Below are 15,632 nucleotides of genomic sequence, written 5' to 3'. Positions count from 1 at the left end.
CAAGCCCGCTCCCACATTAGTTTGGTATTGCCAATTCAAGATCCAGCAATGCTGAGCCCAGGCACTTGCCATGGGCGTCCAGCGCCAGCGACCGCGTCACCCCGCCCCGCAGGATCCCCGGCAACACGAAGTTCAGTGCCTGCACATTGGGCAGTTCATAACGCCGCACCGGTGCGGCACCCGCCTCCAGCAACGGCGCAAAAAACGCCGCCACCACCTCAGCCGTGAGTTGCTCGCAGAGCAGCGGATAGTCCTCGGCCCGATACGCGATGATCGAGATGTTCGAGGTGTCGCCCTTGTCTCCCGTTCGGGAGTGGGCCAGGGTGTGCAACTTCATGCTTCGATCCTCGGGTTGACCGCGTGACGAGGCAGCAGCAACGATGCCACCGCCACCACCTGGCGCAGGCTCTTGCTGGCGCCACCGCCGCCGGACGGGCCGTTGGTGTAGAGAGTTTCCACTTCATTGCCGACACGCACCGCCTCGCTGCGTTCTGCGCAGCGGGCGGCGATGCGCAGGCGCACTTCCCACGGTTCAACCGTGCTGCGCGGGCCGTGCAGGGAGTCGACGCCGATCAATTCGGCACGCACGTCCTGCATGCGCACACCGGTCAACTCCAAGCGTTTCAGGACCACATCGCGAGCCAGTTGCGCACGAGCGACCGCGCCCGGGCCACCGTAGGAAATCTGCCCCTCACCGATCCAGCCGTCCAGATAACCGACGCTGACTTTCAACGCTTCGGGACGTGGCCGTCCGCTCGCGCCGTGGGCACGCACCCGGTCCACGGCTTCTTCGGTAAACGCCACCTGGGAAAAATCCGCGCACACGTCCGGTGTGAGGTAGGCCGCCGGGTCGTGCACTTCGTAGATCAATTGTTCGGTGCACGTGGCACGGCTGACCCGCCCACCGGAACCTGCGACCTTGGTGATCAAGGCCTCGCCGTCTGGGTCAATCTCGGCCAATGGAAAGCCCAGGCGTGCCAGATCGTCCACGTCCTTGAAACCCGGATCGGCAAAGTAGCCGCCGCTGACCTGCCCCGCACATTCCAGTAAATGCCCCACCAGCGTGCCGCGCCCCAGCCGTTGCCAATCATCCGCAGCCCAGCCGAATTCGAACATCTGCGGCGCCAGGAACAACGAAGGGTCTGCGACCCGGCCGGTGATCACCACGTCGGCCTCGGCGCGCAAGGCGTCGATAATGCCGTCGGCGCCCAAATAGGCGTTCGCGGAAATCAACCGCTCGCCCAACGAGCCAAGGGTCTGACCGTTGTCGAGCAACTGCTCCGGCTGGGCACGCAAGGTCTCAAGCACGTCGTCGCCAACCACCGCCAGCACCTTGAGGTTAAGCCCCAATTCACTGGCAATCCGCCGCACTTCAACCGCCGCCGCCACCGGATTGGCCGCGCCCATATTGGTGATTACCCGCAGGCGTCGGCGCCCTTCGGACCGGCCGACAAAGGGCAGCACGCGGCGCATGCGCTCACTCAACAGCGGGTCGTAACCGCCTTGTGGATCGCTGATCCGCGCCTGTTGCGCCAGGGCGATGGTGCGTTCGGCCAGGCATTCGAAGACCAGGTAATCCAGGTCGCCCTGTTCGGCCAATTCCACCGCAGGTTCGATACGGTCGCCGGAGTAGCCGGCGCCGGAACCGATGCGCAAGGTTTTCATTTCAAATCACTCCCAGGAGCAAAGCCGTCAGAGTCATCAACACCGACGCGGCAAACAGAAAGGGGATGGTGAAGCGCTGGTGATCGGCCAATTCGATCTTGCACAGGCCCACCAACAGGAAGGTCGCCGGCGTCAACGGGCTGACCGGAAAGCCGGTGGTGTGCACGCCCAGCAACGAGGCCTGGGCCACTTGCAGCGGGTCGACGCCCAAGGCCTTGCCGACTTCGGCGATCACCGGCATCACGCCGAAGTAGTAGGAATCCGGGTCAAACAGCATGCTCAGCGGCATCGACAGGAAGCCCACCACCGCAGGGATCAACTTGCCGTGGCCCGCCGGAATCTGCGCCACCGCCACTTCGGCGATGGCCTTGAGCATGCCGGTGCCTTGCATGATGCCGGTGAACACACCGGCGGCGAGCAGGATGCTGGCCATGGTCAGGGCGGTTTTTGCGTGGGCGTCGATCCGCGCGCGCTGGGCGTCGACGTTCGGGTAGTTGATGCACAGCGCCACCACGGTGCCGAGCATGAACATCACCACCGGGTCGACCCAACCGGCGATCATCACCACCATCACCAGTACCGTCAGGACCAGGTTGACCCAGAACAGCCGCGGGCGACGCAGGGCAATGTCATCGTCGCTGAGCACCCGTTGCGGCACGGCGTCCACGCTGGAACCAGCGCCCAGGCCCAGGCGTTTTTCTTCCCGGTGGCCCAGCCACCAGGCGCAGGCGAATACAAAGACCAGGCCGACGATCTGCACCGGGATCAGCGGCTGGAACAAGTCCGCCACCGGCACGTGCAGCGCCGCCGAGGAACGCAGTACCGGGCCGGTCCACGGCAGGAAGTTGACCCCGGCCGCCATCGCCGCCACACACGCGAGGATGCGTTTATCAATTCCCAGCCGCGTGTACAGCGGCAGCATCGCCGGCACCGTCACCAGGAAGGTCACCGCGCCGGAGCCGTCGAGGTGCACCAGCAGGGCCAGGGTCGCGGTACCGACGACAATCCTTGTAGGACGCGTCCCTACCGTGCGCAGGATGCGATCAATGATTGGATCCAGCATGCCGGCATCGGTCATGATCCCGAAGAACAGGATCGCGAACACAAACATCCCCACCACGGGGGCGACGTTCTTGATGCCGGTGATGATGAAGGCGCTGGTTTGCAGGCCGAAACCGCCCAGCAGCGCGGCGATGATCGGCAAGGCGATCAGGGCCACCAGTGGCGACAGGCGTTTGCTCATGACGGCAGTGAGCAGGCACAGGATGGTGATGACACCCAGGGTAGCGAGCATGGGGTAGCTCCAGAACGGCGTTTTCGGCCGGTTATTGTTTTCCCTGGAGTATTGGAATCGCGTTAGGCTTTGTAAATTGGAATATTCGGCACTCCACATTCGAAAAAACAAAACGCTCGAGCAAAATAAAAATGAAAAATTCGATCCAGCATATCCAGGCGTTTCTCGCCGTTGCCCGCACGGGCAGCTTTACCAAGGCCGCCAACGAACTGCATTTGTCGCCCTCGGCGCTGACCGTGCAGGTGCAACAACTGGAGGAATGGCTGGGCGTCGCGCTGCTCGACCGCAGCCCGCGCCACGTCAGCATCACCGCCGCCGGGCTGGATGCACGCGGGCCGATGGAGAAGCTGTTGCTGGACCTGGACAACATCGTCACCGGCTCCCGTGACCTGGCAGCGCTACGACGAGGCGTGGTGACCATCGCCGCCCTGCCCTCCGTGTGCGCCGGCGCGTTGCCTCCCGCCCTGCGCCTGTTTCGCGAGCGTTTTGCCGGGATCGAGGTGCGCTTGCATGACCTGGTTGCTCACCGCATTCATGCGCAAGTGCGTTCGGGCGAGGTGGATTTCGGTATTGGTGTGCGGGCGCGGCTGAGCCACGGGTTGGGGTTTGTACCGGTGCTGAATGATCGGTTATGTGCGTTCGTGCCGCTGGATCATCCGCTGACTCGTTTTGCAAAGTTGAGCCTGGAGCAACTGGCCGACCAGCCGATCATCCTCACCGGCCGCGACAGCAGCGTGCGGGAACAGGTGGACGCGTTGTTCGATGAAACACGCCTGACGATGCTCGCGGGGATGGAGGCCAACTACATGTCGACCGTGTTGGCGTTGGTGCGGCAGGGCTTGGGGATCAGTGTGTTGCCGGAATCGGCGGCGGACAGTCTGGAGGGGTTGAAGCGGATTACCATTGATCATCCGGGGGTGAACCGGGAGATCGGGTTGATCAGTCGCAGTGGACAGCCGTTGAGCCCAGCGGCGCAGCGCTGTTTTGAGTTGCTCAGTGAAGAATTACCTGGCGCACCGCAAAACTAAATGTGGGAGCGGGCTTGCTCGCGAAGGCGGTGTGTCAGCCAATGCATAGGTTGGCTGATCCACCGCTTTCGCGAGCAAGCCCGCTCCCACATTTTTGACCGCATTTCAGCCCAGCATCGGCACATGCTTGGGATGGCTGGCCACGCGCTTCAACCACGCCTGCACGCCTGGATAGGCGCTCAGGTCAAAGCCACCTTCATCCGCCACATGGGTGTAGGCATACAGCGCCACGTCGGCAATCGAGAATTGGTCGCCCACCAGATACGGTGTCAATTGCAACTGGCGCTCCATCACCTTCAGGGCTTTATAACCGCCCTTGTGCAGCTTCTTGTATTCCTCCAGGCGATCTTCCGGCAGCCCCAGGTAAAACTGGATAAACCGCGCCACCGCGATGTACGGCTCGTGGCTGTACTGCTCGAAAAACTGCCACTGCAGAACCTGGGTGCGCAGGCGCGGTTCGCTGGGCAGGAACTCGCTGCCATCGGCCAGGAAGTTGAGAATCGCATTGGACTCCCACAGGCAGGTGCCGTCTTCCAGCTCCAGCACCGGGATTTTGCCGTTGGGGTTCTTGGCCAGGAACTCCGCGGTCTGGGTGTCGCCCTTCAGGATGTCGACATCGATCCACTCATAGTCGATGCCCAACAGGCTGAGCATGAGTTTGACTTTGTAGCAGTTGCCCGATTTGTAATCGCCGTAGACCTTGTACATGGAGGCTCCCCTATGCCGCTTGCGCGTGCTGTGCTTGACGGACCACCGCAGCGAGACGCTTGAGACCTTCGTCCAAGCGCGCCGGGTCGATATGGCTGAAATTGAGCCGCAGGTGACCGTGATGATTGTCCGGCTCGGAAAAGAACGGTTCACCGGGCATGAACGCGATGTCCTGGTCGAGCGCAGGTGCCAACAAGGTGCGGGTATCGAGCGGCTGTTTCAAGGTCAGCCAGAAGAATAATCCGCCCTGGGGTATTTGCCAGTCGGCCAGGTCGCTGAAATGCCGCGCCAGTGCAGCCTGGAAAGCGTCGCGCCGGCCCCGGTAAAAGCTGCGCAACGCTACCAGGTGATGCTGGTATTTCTCGGTGCCGATCCATTGCATCGCCTGCCACTGGCCAACGCGGTTGGTGTGCAGGTCGGCTGATTGCTTGAGTTTGAGCAAGTGCGGGAACAGGTCCGGACTGGCGATCAGGTAGCCGACCCGCAGGCCGGGCAACAAGGTCTTGGATACGGTGCCGGTGTAGATCCAGCTGGCCTTTTTCAGCCGGCTGACGATGGGTTGCGCGCTGCCGCCGTCGAAGGTCAGTTCGCGGTAGGGTTCGTCTTCGATCAGGGTTACGCCAAACTCGTCCAGCAACGCGGCGACGGCCTCGCGCTTGGCATCGCTGTAGCGCACCGCCGAAGGGTTCTGGAACGTCGGGATCAGGTAGACGAAGGACGGGCGATGCTGCTCAAGGCTGCTGCGCAAGGCTCTGAGGTCCGGACCGTCCGCTTCAAGCTGTACGGTCAGGCAATCGGCGCCGAACAATTGGAAAATCTGCAATGCCGCAAGGTAAGTCGGGCCTTCCAGGAGGATTTTGGTGCCCTTGTCGATGTACAGCTTGGCCGCCAGGTCCAGGGTTTGCTGGGAGCCGCTGACCACCATGACCTGGCGCGCATCGCAGGCAATACCCAGCACCCGCGCCTCGGCCGCCAGCAATTCACGCAACTGTGGCTCGCCTTCGCTCATGCCGTATTGGCCGATATTCAGCGGCATGCCTTCCCAATCCAGCGTGGGCAGCATCACTTCGGCCGGCAGGCCACCGGCGAAGGACATCACCTGCGGCTTTTGCGCCGCCGCGAGGATTTCACGGATCAGGGAACTTTTAAGACGCGAAACACGTTCTGAGAAGGCCATAAGGGTCACCGGTAGCAAAGCCTGGGGAAAATACGTCAAACTGCTTGACCGAAATTACGACGACTTGGGCAGATACGTCAATATGCTTGACCTTAAAAACCAGACCAGCCAGCAAACCGCCATGGAAGCCTTCTTCTTCGGCTACCAGGCGTTCACCGCCAAGGCTGACGAAATGCTGGAGCGCCGCGGCTTGAGCCGGGTGCATCAACGCATCGTGTTTTTTATCGCGCGCTACCCGGCCTTGAGCGTCAAGGAGCTGCTGGAACTGCTCGGCGTGAGCAAACAGGCGCTGAATATGCCGTTGCGCCAACTGCAGGAAATGCACCTGGTGGACAGCGTGGCGTCCGAGACCGACAAGCGTAAGCGCCTGCTGGAGTTGACCGAGGAAGGCCGGCGTTTCGAACAATCGCTGCGGCGCGAACAGGTAAAGCTGCTGCAACGGGCGTTTGCCGAGGCAGGCGAGACGGCGGTAGAAGGCTGGCTGGCGGTAAACAAGGCACTCAGTGGCCAATCCTGAATTGCCTTTCATCCCCTTTCGCACACAAAATAGAAAACATTATTTGCTTTATTTGTATACAAAAGCATAATTCGCTTCGTGCGAGTTCCTGACCTATTGGTCAACAAAACCCGCTGGTACCTCAAAGCGCTGCTGCCCACTCATGTGTCCGGCGCTGGAAATAACAATAAAACTCTTGAGGAGTACTTGCTGTGGAAAGCCGCAAATCCGAAGCCCCTACGCTCGACCTCTCGCCAACCCACAACGGTTGGCTGGAACGCCTGTTCAAACTCCGCTTGCATGGCACCACAGTGAAGACCGAGCTGATCGCTGGCCTCACGACCTTTATCACCATGGCCTACATCATCTTCGTCAACCCCAACATCATGGCCGACGCCGGCATCGATCACGGCGCGGCGTTTGTCGCCACCTGCATCGCCGCCGCGCTGGGTTGCCTGCTGATGGGCCTGTACGCCAACTGGCCAGTAGGCCTGGCGCCGGGCATGGGCCTGAACGCGTTTTTCACCTACACCGTGGTCGGGACCATGGGCTACAACTGGGAGACGGCACTGGGCGCGGTGTTTATCTCCGGTGTGTTGTTCATGATCCTGACGCTCTCACGCATTCGCGAGTGGCTGCTCAACAGCATTCCGGTGAGCCTGCGCCATGCCATGGGCGCCGGCGTCGGATTGTTTCTCGGGGTGATCGGCCTGAAAACCGCCGGCATCATCGTGCAAAGCCCGGCCACCCTGATCAAGCTCGGCTCCCTGCATGAACCCGCCCCATTGCTGGCGGCCATCTGCTTCCTGTTGATTGCGATCCTCAGCTACCACCGGGTATTCGGCGCGATCCTGATCAGCATCATCGCCGTGACCCTCGCCGGTTGGGGCCTGGGCCTGGTGGAGTACCACGGCATCCTGGCCACCCCGCCAAGCCTGGCGCCGACCTGGATGGCCATGGACGTGATGGGCGTGTTCAACGTCAGCATGATCAGCGTGGTGTTCGCCTTCCTGTTTGTGCACATGTTCGACACCGCCGGCACCTTGATGGGCGTGGCCCAGCGTGCAGGCCTGGTGAATGCCGACGGCAAGATCGAAAACCTCTCCCGCGCCCTGAAAGCCGACAGCGCCTCCAGCGTGTTCGGCGCCATGGTCGGCGTGCCGCCAGTCACCAGTTACGTGGAAAGCGCCGCCGGGGTTGCCGCTGGTGGCCGCACCGGGCTGACGGCGGTTACGGTTGGCGTGTTGTTTATCGCAGCGATGTTTTTTGCCCCGCTGGCTGGCATGATTCCGGCCTATGCCACCGCCGGCGCGTTGATCTATGTGGCGATGCTGATGATGAGCGGCATGGCCCATATCAATTGGGACGACGCCACCGACAGCATTCCGGCGATCGTCACGGCCATCATGATGCCCCTGACCTTCTCGGTGGCCGACGGCATCGCCCTGGGTTTCATCACCTACGTGGCGCTGAAGGCCGGCACGGGTAAACGCAAGGAAATTTCCATCAGCCTGTGGGTGCTTTGCGCGATCTTCATCGCCAAGTTCGCGTTCCTGTAGGCCAACCCGCTTGACCCTGCCTCACCCCGTCGGGTGGGGCTTTTGTACGAATGGAGGAATGCAATGAGTCTGGAAACCTGGCTGCTGTTCAGCGGCGCTGCGCTGGTGGTGATCCTGATCCCCGGCCCCCTGTCCTTGCTGATGATCAGCAACAGCCTGAACTACGGCCTGCGCCGTTCGTACCCGGCCTTTCTCGGCGGGGTGATTGCTTCCATCTGCCTGCTGAGCGCCTCGGCGCTGGGTTTGGGTGCGTTGTTGCTGGCATCGGAACAGCTGTTCAGCGCCCTGAAGATCGTCGGCGCGCTGTACCTGTTCTACCTCGCCTGGCAGAGCTGGCAGCAATCCCGGCAACCGGCCCACGTCGCCGACGTACCGCAAGTGGCCGCCACCCCGCGTTTTCGTGCGCTGTTTGGCCGGGCCTTTGTGCTGGGCGCCAGCAACCCGAAGGACATCCTGTTTTTCGCCGCCTTCCTGCCGCAATTCCTCAGTGCCCAGCAGGCCTTTTTGCCGCAGTTGCTGATCATGATCGCCACCTGGACCGTGCTCGACCTGCTGTGCAAACTGGCCTACGGCCTCGGCGCCCATGGTGCCGCGCGCTACCTGCGCAGCGGCAGGGGCCAGAGCTGGTTCAACCGGATCAGTGCGGGCTTGTTCACAGGCGCCGGCGCTGCGTCGCTATTGAGCCGCTGAAGATCCAGCCCCGATCGCACTGAAGATCGGGGCCGCCTTTATGGTGCAATCAGCAGGCGAAAAAAAGCCCGCAGTGTGAGCGGGCGAAAAACCAACGAAGAGCTTTGGGGGTGTGAAGCGCGGTGACGACTCAGCTACCGCGATAGGTGGAGTAGCTGTAAGGCGAAATCAGCAAAGGCACGTGGTAGTGATCCTGTTCGGCGCTGATGCCGAAGCGCAGCACCACCACATCGAGAAATGCAGGTTCGGGCAGTTGCACACCGCGGGCGCGGTAGTAATCACCGGCGTTGAACTGCAACTGATAGACACCGCTGCGGTAGTCATCGCCTTGCAGCAGGGGTGCATCGCAGCGGCCGTCGCTGTTGGTCAGGGTGCTGGCGACCAGCTCAAGCTGTGCGCCCTCGACACGGTACAACTCAACCTTGATTGCGCTGCCAGGGCAGCCATGCGCGGCGTCCAATACGTGTGTGGTCAAACGTCCCATAGCGTCTGCGCGCCTCCCGAAGTCAGTAAAAAGTGAAAGACCGCACCTTTTCAGGTCACTGAAAAAGCCGGCGATGGCTGATTAAGACACTTTTCAAAAAAATTGTACACAATAAATTCAACAAGCCTGCGTTCCGTTGCTGACGCCGATACTGTAGGAGCGAGCTTGCTCGCGAAGATCGTTAACGATAACGCAGCGCTTCAGGGTTAACGAGGCGCTCTCAGGTTTTTCGCGAGCAAGCTCGCTCCTACAGTGAACGAGGTTTTTTTCAATTTAGCTGACCAGTCAGGCAGGTTTCTTGCAGTGCTATTCTGCAAAGACCTTGCGGAAAAAATGCAGAAATACAGGCTTACAAAGTGCACACTAAGTTGTATACAATCAGTCATCGTTGTGACGCCACCCAGTCTTTCCGCTGCCCGGCCGCCACACACACCGCTACCACGAACAAGAAGGAAGACTGCAGTGAGCGCTGACTACCCACGCGACCTGATCGGTTACGGCAGTAACCCTCCTCACCCACACTGGCCGGGCAAGGCCCGTATCGCCCTGTCGTTCGTACTCAACTACGAAGAAGGTGGTGAGCGCAACATCCTGCACGGCGACAAAGAGTCGGAAGCCTTCCTGTCCGAGATGGTCTCGGCGCAACCGCTGCAAGGCGAGCGCAACATGAGCATGGAGTCGCTGTACGAATACGGCAGCCGTGCCGGCGTGTGGCGCATCCTCAAGTTGTTCAAGGAATTCGATATCCCGCTGACCATCTTCGCCGTGGCCATGGCCGCCCAGCGTCACCCGGATGTGATCCGCGCGATGGTCGCCGCCGGCCACGAGATCTGCAGCCACGGCTACCGCTGGATCGACTACCAATACATGGATGAGGCCCAGGAACGCGAGCACATGCTCGAAGCGATCCGCATCCTCACCGAACTCACCGGCGAGCGCCCACTGGGCTGGTACACCGGCCGCACCGGCCCCAACACCCGGCGGCTGGTGATGGAGGAAGGCGGCTTCCTCTATGACTGCGACACCTATGACGACGACCTGCCCTACTGGGAACCCAACAACCCGACCGGCAAGCCGCACCTGGTGATCCCCTACACCCTGGACACCAACGACATGCGCTTCACCCAGGTCCAGGGTTTCAACAAGGGCGACGACTTTTTCGAATACCTGAAAGACGCCTTCGACGTGCTGTATGCCGAAGGCGCGGACGCACCGAAAATGCTCTCCATCGGCTTGCACTGCCGCCTGATCGGCCGCCCGGCACGCCTGGCCGCCCTCAAGCGGTTTATCGAATACGCCAAGGGCCATGATCAGGTGTGGTTCACCCGCCGCGTCGACATCGCCCGTCACTGGCATGACGTACACCCTTTCCAGGGAGCCGCCAAATGACCGCGTTCCAAACCCTGAAACCGTCGACCCTGAGCCGCGACGAATTCGTCAAAGCCTTCGCCGACATCTACGAACATTCGCCATGGGTGGCCGAAAAGGCCTTCGACCTGGGCCAGGACGCTTCGATCGACGAGATTGAAACCCTGCACCAGCGCATGAGCGACATCCTGTTGAGCGCCGATCACACCAGTCAACTGGCCCTGATCAACGCTCACCCGGACCTGGCGGGCAAAGCGGCCGTCCAGGGCCAGTTGACCGAAGCCAGCACTAATGAACAGGCTGGCGCCGGTATTCACCAATGCTCGAGCGACGAGTTTTCGCGCTTCACCGAGCTGAACGATGGCTACAAGGCCAAGTTCAAGTTTCCCTTCATCATGGCGGTAAAAGGCAGCAACCGGCACCAGATCCTTGCCGCGTTTGAAACGCGCATTCACAACTCGGTGGAAGCCGAGTTCAAATGTGCGCTGGCCGAGATCAATAAAATCGCGTTGTTCCGATTACTGACCCTTTAGCAGACCTGGCCCGAGCGATTCATGAACGCCCAGGGCCTGGCGAGCATCCCAAGCCACTTACTTTAAGGCAGACAAGAAGAATGAAAGCGCAACCCGTACCTTTCGAAAAGTTCGTCAACCTGGCCGACGCCCGCCTGGGCACAAAGATCATCTCTGTCACCGATGACTGGTTCGCCGACGCCAACCGCCTGTTCCAGCCGACCCCGGCCGTGTGGAAGGAGGGCGTTTTCGATGACAACGGCAAGTGGATGGACGGCTGGGAGTCGCGCCGCAAGCGCTTCGAAGGCTACGACAGCGCCGTGATCCGCCTGGGCGTACCGGGTTCGATCAAAGGCGTGGACATCGACACTTCATTCTTCACCGGCAACTTCCCGCCATCGGCGTCCCTGGAAGCCTGCTTCCTGGCGTCCGGCGAGCCGGATGACAACACCCAATGGGTTGAAGTGCTGTCGGCGGTGGAGCTGCAAGGCAACAGCCATCACTTCCACGAAATCAACAACGACCAGGCCTTCAGCCACCTGCGTTTCAACATCTACCCGGATGGTGGCGTGGCCCGTCTGCGTGTGTACGGCATTCCGTTCCGCGACTGGTCGGCGGTGGGCGACAACGAACAGGTGGACCTGGCTGCTGCATTGAACGGCGGCCGCGCACTGGCCTGCTCCGATGAACACTTCGGGCGCATGAGCAACATCCTCAACCCGGGCCGTGGCATCAACATGGGCGACGGCTGGGAAACCGCACGTCGTCGTACGCCGGGCAATGACTGGGTGATCGTCGCACTGGGCCACCCGGGCGAGATCGAGAAGATCGTGGTCGACACCCTGCACTTCAAGGGCAACTACCCGGACACTTGCTCGATCCAGGGCGCGTTCGTGAAGGGCGGCACCGACAGCCAGATCGAAACCCAATCGCTGTTCTGGCGCGAACTGCTGCCGGCGCAGAAACTGGAAATGCACGCTGAACACACGTTTGCCGAGCAGATCAAGGCGCTGGGCCCGATCACCCACATTCGTCTGAATGTGTTCCCGGATGGTGGTGTGAGCCGCCTGCGGGTTCTCGGTAAGGTCTCGAAGTAACACCCGATCGTTCCCACGCTCTGCGTGGGAATGCATACCGTGACGCTCTGCGTCACAAGAGCGGACGCAGAGCGTCCAGGGCGGCGTTCCCACGCAGAGCGTGGGAACGATCCATACACAAGATTAAGAAGACAGCCATGCGCACACTGATGATCGAACCCCTGACCAAAGAAGCCTTCGCCCCTTTCGGAGACGTTATCGAAACCGATGGCAGCGATCACTTCATGATCAACAACGGGTCGACCATGCGCTTTCATAAACTGGCGACGGTTGAAACCGCCACGCCAGAAGATAACGCGATCATCAGCATCTTCCGCGCCGACGCGCAGGACATGCCGCTGACCGTGTGCATGCTGGAACGACACCCGCTGGGCAGCCAGGCTTTCATCCCGCTGCTCGGCAACCCCTTTCTGATCGTGGTCGCGCCACTTGGCGATGAACCTGTATCGGGCTTGGTCCGCGCCTTCGTTACCAACGGCAGGCAGGGCATTAATTACCATCGCGGCGTCTGGCACCACCCGGTGCTGACGATCGAAAAGCGGGATGACTTCCTGGTGGTTGATCGCAGTGGCACAGGCAATAACTGCGATGAGCATTTTTTTAAAGAGGATGAGCGGTTGATCCTCGCCCCCCACCAATAAGAGAAGGTCTGATCACTCGACGACAGAGTGACAGGCGAGAGGTAAAGACTGTGGAAGCACATTTGATGGAATGGCTGAACCTGAGCGTGCGCTGGGTTCACATGATCACCGGCGTCGCCTGGATCGGCGCTTCGTTCTACTTCGTCTGGCTGGAAAACAACCTCAACCGCGTGAACCCCAAGGACGGCCTCGCCGGTGACTTGTGGGCGATCCACGGTGGCGGTATCTACCACCTGGAAAAATACAAACTGGCCCCACCGACCATGCCGGACAACCTGCACTGGTTCAAATGGGAAGCCTACTTCACCTGGATGTCCGGCATCGCGCTGCTGTGCGTGGTGTTCTACGCCAACCCGACTTTGTACCTGCTGGCCCCGGGCAGCAGCCTCAGCGGTCCGGAAGGTGTGTTGCTGGGCCTCGGCTCGCTGTTGGCCGGCTGGTTCATCTACTCCTTTCTGTGCGACTCGGCACTGGGCAAGCGCCCCGCCCTGCTCGGCCTGATCCTGTTCGTGCTGTTGATTGCCGCCGCGTACGGCTTCAGCAAGGTGTTCAGCGGTCGTGGTGCGTACCTGCACGTGGGCGCCGTGATCGGCACCATCATGGTGGGCAACGTGTTCCGCATCATCATGCCGGCCCAGCGTGCGCTGGTGGCGGCCATCGCCGAAAACCGCACGCCCGACCCGGCACTGCCGGCCAAGGGTTTGCTGCGTTCGCGCCACAACAACTACTTCACCTTGCCGGTGCTGTTCATCATGATCAGCAACCACTTCCCGAGCACCTACGGCAGCCAATACAACTGGCTGATCCTCGCAGGTATCGCGGTGGCGGCGGTGTTGGTGCGTCACTACTTCAACACCCGTCACAACAGCCAGAAATACGCCTGGACCTTGCCGGTGGGCGCACTGGCGATGATTTGCCTGGCCTACGTGACCGGCCCAAAACCGGTGGCGACTGCACCGGATGTGGCCAAGGCTCCTGCGGCCATCGAATACCAGCCGCTGCCGGAAACGGCGTTGGGTGGCGGGCTTAAACCGGCTGCTCCAGTGGCACCGGCACCTGCACCGGCACCTGCCGAAGCAGCACCGGCCCAGGCATCGATTGATTTTGACAAGGTCCACGGGGTGATCCAGGAGCGCTGCGCGGTGTGCCATTCGGCCAAACCGACAAGCCCGCTGTTCAGCACCGCGCCGGCCGGGGTGATGTTTGATACGCCGCAGCAGATCCAGCAAATGGCCCCGCGCATCCAGGCACAGGCCGTGGCCAGCCAGATCATGCCGCTAGGCAATATCACCCAGATGACCCAGCAGGAACGGGACTTGATTGGCACCTGGATCACTCAGGGGGCGCGTACCAACTGACTGATTAACGCAGGACTAGTGTGGGAGCGGGCTTGCTCGCGAATGCGGTGTGTCATTCAACACTTCAGGTGACTGAACCACCGCGTTCGCGAGCAAGCCCGCTCCCACATGGGATCTGCGGTGTGCTTTGACGAATGAGTTCCACCCGGCAATTGAATGCCGAACAACACAACAATAAAAAGATCCGAGGTGTTGCATGTCCCAGCTAGAAACGCAGACTCCTGCCGCGCCCGCCATGGTGCGGCTGCCCCTCTTGCAACTGATTCTGGTAGGCCTGCAACACGTCTTGCTGATGTACGGTGGCGCCGTCGCCGTGCCTTTGATCATCGGCCAGGCCGCGGGCCTGAGCCGTGAAGAAATCGCCTTCCTGATCAACGCCGACCTGCTGGTGGCGGGCATCGCAACCATGGTCCAGTCCTTCGGTATCGGCCCGGTAGGCATTCGTATGCCGGTGATGATGGGCGCCAGTTTCGCCGCTGTCGGCAGCATGGTGGCCATGGCCGGCATGCCCGGCATCGGTCTGCAGGGGATCTTCGGTGCGACCATCGCCGCCGGTTTTTTCGGCATGGTGATCGCGCCGTTCATGTCCAAGGTCGTGCGCTTCTTTCCACCGCTGGTGACCGGTACCGTGATCACCGCCATTGGTCTTTCGCTGTTTCCCGTCGCGGTCAATTGGGCCGGCGGTGGCGCAGCGGCGTCCACGTTTGGCTCACCGATTTACCTGGCGATTGCCGCGCTGGTGCTGGCCACCATCCTGCTGATCAACCGTTTCATGCGCGGCTTCTGGGTGAATATCTCGGTGCTGATCGGCATGGCCCTCGGCTACGGGCTGTGCGGGATGATCGGCATGGTCGACCTCAGCGGCCTGGCGCGCGCCCCGTGGGTGCAAGTGGTGACGCCACTGCATTTCGGCATGCCCAAGTTCGAGTTGGCGCCGATCCTGTCGATGTGCCTGGTGGTGGTGATCATCTTCGTCGAGTCCACCGGGATGTTCCTCGCCCTGGGCAAGATCACCGGCCAGGAAGTCACGCCGAAAATGCTCCGCCGTGGCCTGTTGTGTGACGCCGGCGCATCTTTTTTTGCCGGGTTCTTCAACACCTTCACCCACTCCTCGTTCGCGCAGAACATCGGCCTGGTGCAGATGACCGGCGTGCGCTGCCGTTCGGTGACGATCGTGGCCGGCGCGTTCCTGATTGTGCTGAGCCTGCTGCCCAAGGCCGCCTTTTTGGTAGCGTCGATTCCACCCGCAGTGCTGGGCGGCGCGGCGATTGCCATGTTCGGCATGGTGGCAGCCACCGGGATCAAGATCCTCCAGGAAGCCGACATTGCCGACCGTCGTAACCAGTTGCTGGTGGCGGTGAGTATCGGCATGGGATTGATCCCGGTGGTACGTCCCGAATTCTTTGCACAGCTGCCGCTATGGATGAGCCCGATCACTCACAGCGGCATCGCCATGGCCACTATCAGCGCGCTGTCGCTGAACCTGTTATTCAACATCCTGGGCGGCGCCGAACGCGCTGCCCCAAGCGCTCACGCACACCCACATTGATTCCTG

The 15,632-nt window shown here is 61.2% G+C and carries 16 protein-coding genes; 10 read left to right on the top strand and 6 right to left on the bottom strand.

Annotated elements, in window-relative coordinates; all coding sequences use genetic code 11:
• Positions 1-16: 16 nt before the first annotated feature.
• From HX869_RS11730 to HX869_RS11720, 3 genes are read right to left on the bottom strand one after another with little or no spacing between them, the layout of a single operon-like run.
• Positions 17-337, bottom strand: coding sequence for a hypothetical protein (locus tag HX869_RS11730; RefSeq protein WP_087694789.1), 321 nt, complete (start codon positions 335-337; stop codon positions 17-19).
• Entirely contained in the window at positions 334-1,665 is a 1,332-nt protein-coding gene (locus HX869_RS11725) for an acyclic terpene utilization AtuA family protein (RefSeq protein WP_178903115.1), read from the bottom strand. Before HX869_RS11725 ends, HX869_RS11730 begins: the two co-directional genes overlap by 4 nt.
• A 1-nt stretch (position 1,666) precedes the next feature.
• Positions 1,667-2,959 (bottom strand): CitMHS family transporter, encoded by a 1,293-nt coding sequence (locus tag HX869_RS11720; RefSeq protein ID WP_003213142.1) that lies wholly within the window; start codon positions 2,957-2,959, stop codon positions 1,667-1,669.
• Between the two features lie 131 nt (positions 2,960-3,090).
• On the opposite strand from HX869_RS11720, the gene HX869_RS11715 reads away from it, so the two are divergent.
• Positions 3,091-3,987 carry a LysR family transcriptional regulator gene (locus HX869_RS11715; protein ID WP_178903114.1) on the top strand — a complete coding sequence of 299 codons (897 nt, stop codon included), beginning with the start codon at positions 3,091-3,093 and terminating at the stop codon, positions 3,985-3,987.
• A 105-nt stretch (positions 3,988-4,092) separates the two neighbouring features.
• Here HX869_RS11715 and HX869_RS11710 read toward each other — a convergent pair whose 3' ends face one another.
• Together HX869_RS11710 and HX869_RS11705 are read right to left on the bottom strand one after the other, a co-directional pair.
• Positions 4,093-4,695 carry a glutathione S-transferase family protein gene (locus tag HX869_RS11710; protein WP_008432197.1) on the bottom strand — a complete coding sequence of 201 codons (603 nt, stop codon included), beginning with the start codon at positions 4,693-4,695 and terminating at the stop codon, positions 4,093-4,095.
• A 10-nt stretch (positions 4,696-4,705) separates the two neighbouring features.
• Positions 4,706-5,872: a PLP-dependent aminotransferase family protein gene (locus HX869_RS11705; RefSeq protein ID WP_134326011.1), complete on the bottom strand. Its 1,167-nt coding sequence runs from the start codon at positions 5,870-5,872 to the stop codon at positions 4,706-4,708.
• Between the two features lie 82 nt (positions 5,873-5,954).
• Between HX869_RS11705 and HX869_RS11700 the strand changes: the two genes are divergently transcribed.
• The 3 genes from HX869_RS11700 (at position 5,955) to HX869_RS11690 (ending at position 8,617) form a co-directional block, all read left to right on the top strand.
• Positions 5,955-6,389 carry a MarR family winged helix-turn-helix transcriptional regulator gene (locus HX869_RS11700; protein WP_003212841.1) on the top strand — a complete coding sequence of 145 codons (435 nt, stop codon included), beginning with the start codon at positions 5,955-5,957 and terminating at the stop codon, positions 6,387-6,389.
• Positions 6,390-6,580: 191 nt separating this feature from the next.
• On the top strand, positions 6,581-7,927 hold the full coding sequence (locus HX869_RS11695; protein ID WP_177022157.1) for an NCS2 family permease: 1,347 nt from the start codon (positions 6,581-6,583) through the stop codon (positions 7,925-7,927).
• A gap of 63 nt (positions 7,928-7,990) precedes the next feature.
• Positions 7,991-8,617, top strand: a complete 627-nt coding sequence (locus HX869_RS11690; protein ID WP_008432192.1) for a LysE family translocator — start codon at positions 7,991-7,993, stop codon at positions 8,615-8,617.
• Between the two features lie 130 nt (positions 8,618-8,747).
• On the opposite strand, the gene uraH is transcribed toward HX869_RS11690, so the two are convergent.
• The gene (uraH, locus tag HX869_RS11685; protein WP_134326010.1) at positions 8,748-9,101 is read right to left on the bottom strand and encodes a hydroxyisourate hydrolase; all 354 of its coding nucleotides are present in this window, start codon (positions 9,099-9,101) and stop codon (positions 8,748-8,750) included.
• A 462-nt stretch (positions 9,102-9,563) separates the two neighbouring features.
• Here uraH and puuE point away from each other — a divergent pair, with 462 nt between their 5' ends.
• The 6 genes from puuE to HX869_RS11655 all read left to right on the top strand — a co-directional run bounded on the left by puuE (position 9,564) and on the right by HX869_RS11655 (position 15,626).
• A complete protein-coding gene (gene puuE, locus HX869_RS11680) occupies positions 9,564-10,490 on the top strand; it encodes an allantoinase PuuE (RefSeq protein ID WP_008432189.1) in 927 nt (308 codons plus the stop codon).
• Complete coding sequence (gene uraD / locus HX869_RS11675) at positions 10,487-11,002, top strand: 2-oxo-4-hydroxy-4-carboxy-5-ureidoimidazoline decarboxylase (RefSeq protein ID WP_102606293.1); 516 nt, start codon at positions 10,487-10,489, stop codon at positions 11,000-11,002. The genes puuE and uraD overlap by 4 nt, the downstream gene beginning before the upstream one ends.
• Positions 11,003-11,082: 80 nt before the next feature.
• Positions 11,083-12,078, top strand: a complete 996-nt coding sequence (gene alc / locus HX869_RS11670) for an allantoicase (protein ID WP_003209112.1) — start codon at positions 11,083-11,085, stop codon at positions 12,076-12,078.
• A 137-nt stretch (positions 12,079-12,215) separates the two neighbouring features.
• Entirely contained in the window at positions 12,216-12,719 is a 504-nt protein-coding gene (locus HX869_RS11665) for an ureidoglycolate lyase (protein WP_003209110.1), read from the top strand.
• A gap of 50 nt (positions 12,720-12,769) precedes the next feature.
• Positions 12,770-14,077 carry a urate hydroxylase PuuD gene (locus tag HX869_RS11660; RefSeq protein WP_178903113.1) on the top strand — a complete coding sequence of 436 codons (1,308 nt, stop codon included), beginning with the start codon at positions 12,770-12,772 and terminating at the stop codon, positions 14,075-14,077.
• Between the two features lie 196 nt (positions 14,078-14,273).
• On the top strand, positions 14,274-15,626 hold the full coding sequence (locus HX869_RS11655; protein WP_087694784.1) for a nucleobase:cation symporter-2 family protein: 1,353 nt from the start codon (positions 14,274-14,276) through the stop codon (positions 15,624-15,626).
• Positions 15,627-15,632: the final 6 nt, after the last annotated feature.

Origin of the sequence: Pseudomonas sp. P7779, from assembly GCF_013386315.1 — a bacterium.
Taxonomy (GTDB): domain Bacteria; phylum Pseudomonadota; class Gammaproteobacteria; order Pseudomonadales; family Pseudomonadaceae; genus Aquipseudomonas.
The sequence above is the reverse complement of the archived record's forward strand: the minus strand, read 5'-3'. Positions and strand labels throughout refer to the sequence as shown.

Coding starts and splice junctions, on each gene's coding strand:
- HX869_RS11730 (WP_087694789.1), bottom strand. CDS start 337: ATGAAGTTGCACACCCTGGCCCACTCCCGAACGGGAGACAAGGGCGAC.
- HX869_RS11725 (WP_178903115.1), bottom strand. CDS start 1,665: ATGAAAACCTTGCGCATCGGTTCCGGCGCCGGCTACTCCGGCGACCGT.
- HX869_RS11720 (WP_003213142.1), bottom strand. CDS start 2,959: ATGCTCGCTACCCTGGGTGTCATCACCATCCTGTGCCTGCTCACTGCC.
- HX869_RS11715 (WP_178903114.1), top strand. CDS start 3,091: ATGAAAAATTCGATCCAGCATATCCAGGCGTTTCTCGCCGTTGCCCGC.
- HX869_RS11710 (WP_008432197.1), bottom strand. CDS start 4,695: ATGTACAAGGTCTACGGCGATTACAAATCGGGCAACTGCTACAAAGTC.
- HX869_RS11705 (WP_134326011.1), bottom strand. CDS start 5,872: ATGGCCTTCTCAGAACGTGTTTCGCGTCTTAAAAGTTCCCTGATCCGT.
- HX869_RS11700 (WP_003212841.1), top strand. CDS start 5,955: ATGCTTGACCTTAAAAACCAGACCAGCCAGCAAACCGCCATGGAAGCC.
- HX869_RS11690 (WP_008432192.1), top strand. CDS start 7,991: ATGAGTCTGGAAACCTGGCTGCTGTTCAGCGGCGCTGCGCTGGTGGTG.
- uraH (WP_134326010.1), bottom strand. CDS start 9,101: ATGGGACGTTTGACCACACACGTATTGGACGCCGCGCATGGCTGCCCT.
- uraD (WP_102606293.1), top strand. CDS start 10,487: ATGACCGCGTTCCAAACCCTGAAACCGTCGACCCTGAGCCGCGACGAA.
- alc (WP_003209112.1), top strand. CDS start 11,083: ATGAAAGCGCAACCCGTACCTTTCGAAAAGTTCGTCAACCTGGCCGAC.
- HX869_RS11665 (WP_003209110.1), top strand. CDS start 12,216: ATGCGCACACTGATGATCGAACCCCTGACCAAAGAAGCCTTCGCCCCT.
- HX869_RS11655 (WP_087694784.1), top strand. CDS start 14,274: ATGTCCCAGCTAGAAACGCAGACTCCTGCCGCGCCCGCCATGGTGCGG.